We start from the raw sequence: 10,558 nt of genomic DNA on the forward strand, positions 1-10,558 counted from the left end.
CATAGCGAGGGAGCGTTGCGAAGCGAAGCCCCCTCGTAGTGTGGAAACGGCATCTTGCCTCCCCCCTCCCATAGAGCCCCCTTCATGGGCTACACAATCCTCCGTTGTCGACTTTATCTCTTTGATGGTCTTTGGCTCATCTTGATATGAAGCTGATATAAAGCCGTTATCATCCAGTGCTCACTCGATGATAACCCGATGATATCTACTGCGGTACTCTTTAATCCAAAGAGACAGAGATACAGCAAGGTAGACTATTTATGAAAAAGAACTTGACTGAGATACGAAGATGAAAAAAAATGTAGTTGGTCGCTTGGCCTTAGATAGAGTATAAGAACTGAGGAATATAAAATGTCCTCAAATAACCTGAGAAACAATGAGTTGGGAATTTACACCAACATTTGGGACTCAACATAAAAGAGTTACTCTTCATTTTAACTTATTTACCGTCCTACCATTTCTTACTTGACTAGTATTGAGTATCGAAATTATATGTACAGAATTGATTAATTTTATTTGTATCTTCGTAGTATGAATATGGGAGAAGAGACCGCTATGCCTAAATGGGCCAAACTCTTACACTTATGCATAATGGTAGTGCTGTGTTCCGTTGCGCAAGCCATGGTTCCGCCGCATCCTTTGTATGAAGGAACGCCGGACAATTGGCAAGCCAGCATAATAGAGCTACCAAAAAATCTTGATTCCGGAGCTGGGATTGGATATAATTCCACAAGCCCAGAGCAATTGATATGTCCGAAAACACTGCAAGAGGGCGATCTTCCTCAGAACATACTAGCTTTGATGGTGGAATTCAGTGATGTCCACTTTCGCAATCAGCCTTCGCATCCAGATTCCCTTGTGCATGATGCCGCTTTTTTTGAACGCTGGATGCTGCATCTTTCGGATTTCTACCTGGATGCTTCCCACAGCGCTTATGAGATGAACTACACAGTGTATCCTCAGGTTTTTCAATTGCCCCGCCCCATGTCGTATTACGGGGGAGACACCAGCGAAAAGACCGATGCGAATCTGCCGCAAATGCTGCAGGATATTATGCCTTTGTGCTCCAACCTGATCAATTTCGGAGATTACGACGGATTGATCATCTTTCATGCCGGAGCCGGGCAAGAAGCGGACTTAAGCAAAAAAAGGAAAACCACGATCTGGTCTACTTTCCTCACGCGAAAGCTGCTGCAATCCTATTTTGATCCTGAAAACGACGAATATCCCGGTTTTACCACTCCTGACGGCGCTGTGCTCAATAATATCGTGATTGTGCCGGAAGATGAGTATCATGATTATTTTCCCGGTCCTGAAGATGTAAACGCTTCCTCCTATATCTTCAGCATCTACGGAGTTCTAGCCCATCAGTTTGGCCATGTCCTCGGTTTGCCCACCCTTTTTGATGGGGACAGTAGTGACGGGGCAAGTCAGGGCATCGGGAATTGGGGTTTGATGGGCACTGGAGTGTGGAATGCCAACGGTAATGTTCCGGCACAACTGAGCGCATGGTGCCGTTACTATCTGGGCTGGGATGAAGCCATAGAGATATCCGAAGCTACAGATAATCTATTGTTGGATCACTTTCTGAATCATGATCCGGGTGCCACCCGCCTTTACAAAATCCTGATTTCGGATACAGAATACTTCCTGATTGAAAACCGCCAGCAAAATCCCGATGGCAGTATGGCACCATTGGATATAGAGCATTTGGACACCCTTTGGCCCAGCTACAGTTTCAAGCTGCTCCCGGAAGGCGAACAGACATATTATGATGAAGGGCATCTAATGCCCAAATTCGACTTTTCCACAAATCGCTACACCGGTTGTGAATGGGACTTTTTTCTGCCCGGATACGGCTTGGATCCCCGCAAAGACGGCAGCGGCATCCTCATCTGGCACATCGATGAAGCCGTGATCGCAGAGAAGTTTAGCCCAAATTTTGATATAAACCGCGTGAACGGCAACGCAATGCACAAGGGAGTGGATCTGGAAGAAGCCGATGGCTATCAGAATTTGGATACTTCCGTGATAAGCGAATACAAATACGGTGGCCCCTTCGATAGTTTTCGCGCCGGAAACAACGTATATTTCGGAGATTCCCAGCATAACGGCCTGATCTCGATGCCCACTTCCGAAAGCTATTATGGGGGAATCCCCCTGGAGATATACGACATCAGCGAGAACGGCAATCAGATGAGCTTCAGTGTGCGTTTTGCCTGGCGTATTGAAGCCGGTTACGAAGGGGAGAGCTTATTGCCCCCCGCAGTGATAGATTTCGACGGAGATGGAGATGAAGAAATACTTTATCCCATGCCGAATGGTAAGATCGCTTTGTTTGCCGACGATACAATGGCAGCGGGCTTTCCCGTCTATCGGCAAAACATCAGCCAGTTTTATTGCTGGGACGGCTCGGAACTGTATGTACCGATGCAACAAGCCACATATGCCAGACTGGGAAGAATGAACAAAGACGGAATCCTGTTTCCACTGAGTCTGAAAATGCATCATTGGATAAATCACCCCGTGGATACCGGAGAACGGCTCTATCTTCCGCTATATGACGATGAAGCCGGGCTGAATAAAGTACTCATGTACGGCAAGAACAGTTGGGATATACAGGGAGAGGTGATTTCCGTAGCTGGAGAACTGAGCTCAAACTGTAGTTGGATCGACGGCAAGCTGTATGCACTACACAAGAGCGACCAGAGTGAAAACTACGACCTTTTGGAGTGGGATGAGAATCTGGAACAGCTTAGTGTACATCCCCTTGCTCTGCCCGCTGATTCACTGGCTTTTGGGCTGTTTGCCGCACCCTTGAAAGACAATCTGAACATCATCGCCCAATGTCCATCCAGCATCTATGTGTTCAATGTGGACGACAGCGGGATTAACCTCCGCAATGGCTTCCCGGTTGTATTTCCGGATAGTGTGCGAGCTCTAATCACTATACAGGATTGGGATTCAAACGGTTGTTTGGATTTGATCGCAGGAAGATCTAGCCGGGTCTATATCTATGATCACATGGGTTCGGACAATAGCTCCTTGTATTTCGATATGGGAGCTTATGCGGATTCTATTGCCGCTGGTGCCCTGGCCCTGGATGTGGATGGAGACGGCAACCTGGAACTTGCTGCTGCTCTTAGCCGCAATCGCCTTGCAGTATGGGAGGAAAGCTCCAGGTTGAAATCTGGATATCCGCAGTCCTTTGCCAAGCGCGGCAGGCACTTGCCCTTTGTAACTAAAGGAGCCGATAACCAGTATTACATTTGGATGGCTGCAGATAATGGCAGTCTCTTCCGCAATCCTCTGCCGGATTATCGTCCTGAAACCGTGGATACTACTTGGATTTGCGAATATGCCAATTTGCGCAGAACGGCTTCCCGTGGTCCGTCCAAAGCCCAAAATCAATATGAGAGCGACCATACTTTTGTGGAAAATGAATTGTACATCTTCCCAAATCCCCTGAAACAAATCTATGGCTCAAGCCTCAAACTGTCTGTAATGCCTACCCAGGATATTGAAATAGAACTTGCCATATACGACATCAGCGGAAACTTGGTATTCAAGCAACGCGCACTTACTTACGCCTATCTGCGAAATCTGGATGCATTCAACATCCCGGCAGATAAGCTAAGCAGCGGAGTTTATCTGGCGATAATCAAGGGTGGTGGCACTACCAAACGCCTCCGCTTTGGGATTGAAAAGTAATTTACTAAGGAGCAATACATAAATGAAACGATATATAACTGCCTTGTTGATGATTGCCTTGGCTGTGTGTCTGGTGGCAGGAAATACCGACACAGGCTCGGATTACGGCTACAAGTTTTTGAACATCCCCATCAACCCGGTTAGCAATGCGCTGGCGGGCGGAGGATTGAACAGTTCTTCAAATCCAGCCGCATGGCTGTGGCAACCTGCTTCTTCAGCAATGCACTCCCATCGCAGCGCCTCAGTTTCGCACAGCAATTGGATCGGAGATACAGCCTACACATCAGTGCTGTATTCCTACGCCCGGCGTAGCTCGCACATCGGGCTGGCCCTGCGGAATCTCAGTTATGGCGAGATCGAGAAGCGGGACGATGTCGGCTACCTTTTGGGACACTACAGTCCTTCGGATATTGCCGTAAGCGGAAACTACGCCTTGCGCTTGAGCCCCAATCTCTATGCCGGAGCAAATCTCAGCGTGGCGTATGAAACGCTGGATACGGCATCATCCCTGGCACTGTTTACAGACATTGGAGTAAGCGCCATCACCATGTTCAAAGACAGCCGGATATCTGCTGCCGTACGTAATCTGGGCTTTGGGGGCAAGATGGATAAAGAGACCGTGAAACTGCCCATCAGTTACGATGTGGATGCCTTCAAAGGCTTTGAGATAGGGGAACAGTATCTGGGCATTGAAGCGGGAATTAGCCTGCCTGCGGATGCGGAAATTCAACCTCGTCTTGCTGCGGAATTCAAGCTGATGGATCTCCTGAGCCTAAGGGCGGGATACAGATTCAATCACGATTCCACCGATCTCAGCACAGGCATTGGCTTGAACATCTCTTCTTTCGTGATAGATTATGCCTTTGTGCCTTATACGAACGGTTTGGGCGATGTACACAGTTTTGGCTTGAGCTACAGATTCTGATACTGCTGGCAGGGCACAAGAATATAAGGATAATATGAGTTTTTACGCTATACTTAATAGACACTGTTTTATGTGTAAACTACGTCTTTTGGCACTGTTAGCGTTGGTCTCTGTAGTGGCGGGTGTTATGAATCCCGGTTTTGCCATGCCAAACTACAGCCCCGGTCAGATCCTGTTTAAAACCACGCAGAACATTTACATCAATGGAGCAAAAACCGGATTGGGGGCTTTTGACAGCTTTCTGACGCAGCACGGAGTAAAGCACATCAAAGCGCTAAAGGGAATGGCATCAAACCATTATTATAGCGCCACAGTAAGCATTATGCCCGATTTGGAGCAGATGAAGAGTCTCAGCTTCCCCGGAATCAGCTTTGTGGAACCGAACTATCTGCGCAAGCTTCACGCCATCCCCAATGATCCCCTCTACCCCAGACAGTTGCACAATCTGGTAAACCTGCCTGCCGCCTGGGATTACAGCACAGGCAATCAGCAGATCGTAGTGGGAGTGGTCGATAGCGGGATGCTGATCAATCATCCTGATCTGACTGCCAATGTGTATAGAAATCTCGCAGAGATACCAGATAACGGCATCGATGACGATGGCAACGGCTATATCGATGATTGGTGCGGTTGGGACTTTGCTGATGCCCCGGAAATGATCGACGTGGCAATGGGTGATTATCTGGATCAGGACAACGATGTAGAGGATGAAAACCATCATGGCACCCACGTGTCTGGCATCATCGGAGCAATGGGAAACAATGGCCTGGGAGTATGCGGAGTGTGCTGGAACCTTCGGTTAATGCCCCTGCGGGCAGGATTTCGAACTGCGGATGCGGGTTTTTTGCAGGACGACGATGCCGCTGCCGCCATCATCTACGCAGCCGATAACGGCTGTCATGTGATCAATATGAGCTGGGGGGATCCCAACTACTCCGCCATCATAGCCGATGCTTGCGAATATGCGTATAACAAGGGAGTAACCCTGATAGCATCCTCAGGCAACGAAAGCGGGCCTATCATCACCTATCCGGCAAAGCTTTCCACGGTAGTATCAGTAGGTAGCGTGAATGCGGCCAAAGTGCTTTCCAATTTCTCCAGTTATGGACCCGGTTTGGATATGGTAGCTCCGGGAGAGGCGATCATCTCCACTTACAACGATAGCGGAACCGATATGTACATGGAAATGAGCGGAACCTCGATGAGTTCGCCATTTGTAACCGGAGCAGTTGCACTGTTGCTATCCTTGGTACCTGGTCTTTCTCCTGCAGAAATAAGAGCCAGATTGCTCTCTTCCACAGACGATATCGATGCTCCCGGTCTGGATATCCGCACCGGGCATGGCTTGCTAAATGTCCGCAAGCTTCTGGACAACCTGAATCCACCCTTTGTATACGTTGAGCATCCCTTGGATCAGATTTCCATACCCGGTAGCACAGACATCTACGGCAGCGTTTATGGTGAAGACTTTGCGTGTTATACCATCATGTACCGCAGCACCACCAACCCTTACCAATCCGTGTGGATGGACGCCAAAGAGCACACTCAGATGCCGGTGGAATATACTCAGCAAGTGCATAATGGCCGTTTGGGTGAATTCTATGTTCCCCAATCCCTACCCGAAGATACTTACATGCTAAGAATCCAATATGAAAAGCGCTATAACACTCTGATGCGCTACAATTACTACTTCACCGTGAGAGTGGATCGCAGCGCTCCGCAAATGAAGCCCGGTACCCTACAGAGTTTTGCAAGGTATGAGAACGAAAACCTGCGATACTACATCAGCGCAGTGTACGATGAACATGTTCATTCTCGCTTGATGATCACGGACTCCGCCGGGCAAGCGCACACCGTGTACGGAACCGTGATGGACACACTGCAGATATGGCCTTTGCCCCAAAGCCTGCCGGAAGGCTATATAGATTTTAGCGTCCTGGCCACAAACCGCTCTGAGATCAGCTCTCAGAGCCCGATGTATAATAATGCCATAGACATACGCTATCACAGCATACCGGCTCACGGCTTCATAAAATCGGAGATTGGCAAAGCCAAAGTGCCCCTGAACCGATGGCACGATTTTGACGGCAATGGCAAAATGGAGTATATTGCCATGGACCTCCCAGTAGCGGGATACGGACGCATCTGTGCTTATGAACCAGGTCCAGCCGGACATGTCACGAAGTACGATTTTGGGCAAAACGGATGGCCTTTGGATCTGGGCAACAGCTTCTCAGATGGTATGGAACTGCTTTTGTTGCAGTCTGAGACCGCTAAACTCTGGGAAAGTTTTCCCCAAGCGGATCTACCCTATCCCCAGCCGGACTCGCTTACCTTCAGCGATACCAGCATCGTGGGAGGAGCTATGGGAAATTTCAATACCGATTCCGTCACCGATCTGCTCCTGGTGAAGAACAAGCCGGACAGACGTGTTATTCAGCTCTATTCACGTAATGTGAGCGGAATGATGCTGGCACGAAATGAACTGCTGAACAACACTCCCACTACTATGCGCAACAACTTTGTACCTACTGTAATCACGGATTCGCTTAACTTCAATGCCAGGCCGGACATCCTCTGTGCTGATACAGATGGCGACATCATGATCTATGAAGTGCAAAACAACGCTCTTGCCCCTATGATCTGGCATCATCGCTTTCCCGTAGGCAACACCTATCATCTGGCAACCGGGGATTTTAATGGGGACGGTCAACGAGACTTCGTGGTGGGAGGTTCAAACACAAACAGCAGCAATCCCCACTTGAATTTCTGGCGCTTTGAGGCTTATACTTACAGTGAAGCGGATACTACATTCGTTAGCATGGGTAATATCATGTTCAACAACGTGGAATCTCAGAATGCCATCGTCGTAGCCGACATGAACAGTGATGGCAAAGACGAGCTTATTTTAGCGCTCTCGCCCAATCTGTACATCGTGGAGCATGATAACGAAGCCTTCAAACCCATCTTCATGGGTGACAGCTCCATGAACTACCGCCTTGCAGCATATACCGGCAGCGATGGAAGGGTTAGGATACTGGCAAACGGCCTTAGCCCCGTAGACTCTTTGATCGCCCTGGAATGGGCTCTTAATACAAATGATCCCGGCTTGCCCGCACCCATCAACGTAGTATCTCAAGCCATGGGACCGGATTCCGTGCGCATCAGTTGGATTGATGTAGGTGCAGATGCTTACAGTGTTTATCGCCGCACGGAAGATGAATATCCGATCCTGTTGAGCACAGTGAACGCTGAGTTCTTGCTCGATACCTACGTACTTAGCGGGAGTACGTACAGCTATGCCGTGAGTGCGGATTTTAGCAATGGGAGCTCTCTTTCCGCCTGGCATGAAGCTACTCCTCTTCCCATCCCCGAGATTTTGGAAGCCAGCATGATCGGCAAGCGCGAACTGCGCCTTCTTTTCAATCAAGCTATGCCCTCGCATATCCTCAATCCAAATTTCTATACCTTATCGCAAAACCAAGCCCACCCTATCTCGGTGAATAGCACAGCACAACAGCATGGAGTCCAACTGCGGTTTCGGGATCAGATACCCCAATCCGATAGCCCTATTTCCATTCAGATACAAGGCATTACCGGCAGCAGCGGCATCCCGATGAACCAAAGCAGCTGCACTTTTACCTATGTGAGCGACATCGAAGCGCCTAGAGTTCAGAGTGTGAGCATCCTAAACAAAAACAGGAGTGTGGAAATTGTATTTGATGAAGATCTGGAGCCGGTAACCGCTTCATATACAGCCAATTACATTCTGAACTGCCCCGACAATGACTCCGGTAACAGCATCATCGAAGTAGAGAGTGATGGCAACAAGGTGATCGCCACCTTCGCCAGCGCTTTGAAATACAGTAATGAAGCCTATTTCATTGAAGTAATCAACGTGCAGGATCTCTTTGGAAACCCCATCTCCCCGCTGCACAATCTTGCCCGTTTTGCCCTGCGCGAAATCACCGACCTATCCCACATTGTGGTATTTCCCAATCCCTTAAAGCGTTTTGAGCATCCGGAGATCGCCTTCATGAATTTCCCTCCCGGAAAGAAGGGCAAAATCGCCATCTACGATGCCGCCGGCAGCTTGGTGCACAAGTCATCCATCGGCCCCTTCAACCCCGAAAACAACCGCATCATCTGGCGCTGGAACGCCACTAATGCCAAGGGCCAGAAGATCTCCAGCGGCGTTTACTTCTATGTAGTGGAAATGGACGACGAAAGAGCCCGGGGAAAATTCGCTGTGATCAACTAAATAAACCTGATACTGATGAAACACCCATTTCCCCTGCTAAACTCCGGATACAAGGAGAGATAATGACACAAGAATATCTAGTAGAAGAGTATGACGAGCTGGAACCAGTAGAATGGGACGAGCTTGAAAACGAAGAAGAAAGCGCCTTTATAGCTTCTGTGATCAGGAAAAGCGACAAACCTGAGGAGAACGAAGCCTCTTTGGACGAAATGGAGCGCCTGGCTGACACCGCTGGTATCGCTATCTTGGGCAGATACACTCAGAAACGTACTCAACCAGAACGCAGCAGCTACTTTGGCAAAGGCTTTCTGGAAGAACTGAGCGCCAAGATGCTCCAGGCAGGAGCTCAGCTCCTCATCGTGAACGACGAACTCTCCCCCATCCAAGCCCGCAACATCGAAAAAAGCTATCATATCAAAGTAATAGACCGCACAGAAGTTATCCTCACAATCTTCCACAAACATGCGCAAACCAAAGAAGCAAAGCTCCAGGTAAAGCTGGCTGAGCTTCAGTATCAATTGCCGCGTCTGAAACGACTCTGGGGGCATTTTGACAAAGAGCGGGGCAGTGTGCGCGCCACCGGCGGATCCGCCTCACGTGGTATGGGTGAAAAACAGATTGAGATCGATAAGCGCCTCATACACCAGCAAATCCGAAAGATAAGCACAGCCATCGACCAAATTACTCAGCACAAAGAAACCCAGCGCAAACAACGTGAAGCCAGTAAAAAGATCTGCCTGGTGGGCTATACCAATGCCGGTAAATCCACTCTGTTCAATCGCCTCACCGATGCAGGCGTACTGGTTGAAGATCGGCTTTTTGCCACTCTGGATTCAACCAGCAGGCAGTTAAAGCTGTCCACAGGTGCTCCGGCCGTGATCTCCGATACCGTAGGTTTCATTGCCAATCTACCACACCATCTGGTCGCCTCTTTCCGTGCTACGTTGATGGAAGCTGTAGATGCCGATTTGCTCTTGCATGTTGTCGATATCGCAGACCCTCGCCATGAGTACTATATCCAGCAGGTGAATGAAGTGCTCAAATCCATCGGAGCGGAAGACATCCCCCAGCTTTTGGTTTTGAATAAAAATGATCTGATCGATGACAGGATGAAGACCATCATGAAGCGGTACTACAAGGATGCTATCGCCATTAGCGCTGTGCAGGACACAGGAATCGATGAGCTGTTGGTAAAGATTGAGACTGTGCTGATGGACAACCGCTCCTACAACCTGCATCTGCCCTATTCGCAGACAGCTCTGGTCTCCCGCCTGCACGATGTCGGCATCATCGAAAGCGAGGATTACCAGGAAGACGGAATCCACCTGAAAGTTACGCTTCCCGCAATGGATAAATACCTGATTGAGGAGTATATAGTCCCGGACGAGCAATAATTAACCGGGCTTTGCCTGTAGTATCAAGTTAAGCTTGGAGTGGCAATCTCCGGAGTGCTACAGCGACCGAAGGAACTTTTGAACCCAAACAATGCACTGGAGTAACAAGACACCTATGCTATCTATATCTGTTAAAATAAGTTACTAATCTTTCCCAGTAGCCCATGTGATTGAGAGGCAGTAAAATAGCTTAAAATACTTCTTGACAAAAACACCTCGTATATTATTGTTGCTTTATGCTTTAGGCAAGGAATAACAACGAGGTGT

4 protein-coding genes are annotated in these 10,558 nt (G+C 48.7%); all 4 read left to right on the plus strand.

Annotation, left to right across the window (positions count from 1 at the left end; genetic code table 11):
- The first annotated feature begins 555 nt into the window (after positions 1-555).
- The 4 genes from PHF32_05940 to hflX all read left to right on the plus strand — a co-directional run bounded on the left by PHF32_05940 (position 556) and on the right by hflX (position 10,291).
- Positions 556-3,711 (plus strand): M6 family metalloprotease domain-containing protein, encoded by a 3,156-nt coding sequence (locus PHF32_05940; protein ID MDD4560259.1) that lies wholly within the window; start codon positions 556-558, stop codon positions 3,709-3,711.
- A gap of 22 nt (positions 3,712-3,733) precedes the next feature.
- The gene (locus PHF32_05945; GenBank protein MDD4560260.1) at positions 3,734-4,636 is read left to right on the plus strand and encodes a PorV/PorQ family protein; all 903 of its coding nucleotides are present in this window, start codon (positions 3,734-3,736) and stop codon (positions 4,634-4,636) included.
- A 70-nt stretch (positions 4,637-4,706) separates the two neighbouring features.
- Positions 4,707-8,897: a S8 family serine peptidase gene (locus tag PHF32_05950; GenBank protein MDD4560261.1), complete on the plus strand. Its 4,191-nt coding sequence runs from the start codon at positions 4,707-4,709 to the stop codon at positions 8,895-8,897.
- A 62-nt stretch (positions 8,898-8,959) separates the two neighbouring features.
- Entirely contained in the window at positions 8,960-10,291 is a 1,332-nt protein-coding gene (gene hflX, locus PHF32_05955; protein MDD4560262.1) for a GTPase HflX, read from the plus strand.
- Positions 10,292-10,558: the final 267 nt, after the last annotated feature.

The organism is Candidatus Cloacimonadota bacterium (assembly GCA_028706475.1).
Taxonomy (GTDB): Bacteria; Cloacimonadota; Cloacimonadia; order Cloacimonadales; family Cloacimonadaceae; genus UBA5456.

Coding starts and splice junctions, on each gene's coding strand:
- PHF32_05940 (MDD4560259.1), top strand. CDS start 556: ATGCCTAAATGGGCCAAACTCTTACACTTATGCATAATGGTAGTGCTG.
- PHF32_05945 (MDD4560260.1), top strand. CDS start 3,734: ATGAAACGATATATAACTGCCTTGTTGATGATTGCCTTGGCTGTGTGT.
- PHF32_05950 (MDD4560261.1), top strand. CDS start 4,707: ATGTGTAAACTACGTCTTTTGGCACTGTTAGCGTTGGTCTCTGTAGTG.
- hflX (MDD4560262.1), top strand. CDS start 8,960: ATGACACAAGAATATCTAGTAGAAGAGTATGACGAGCTGGAACCAGTA.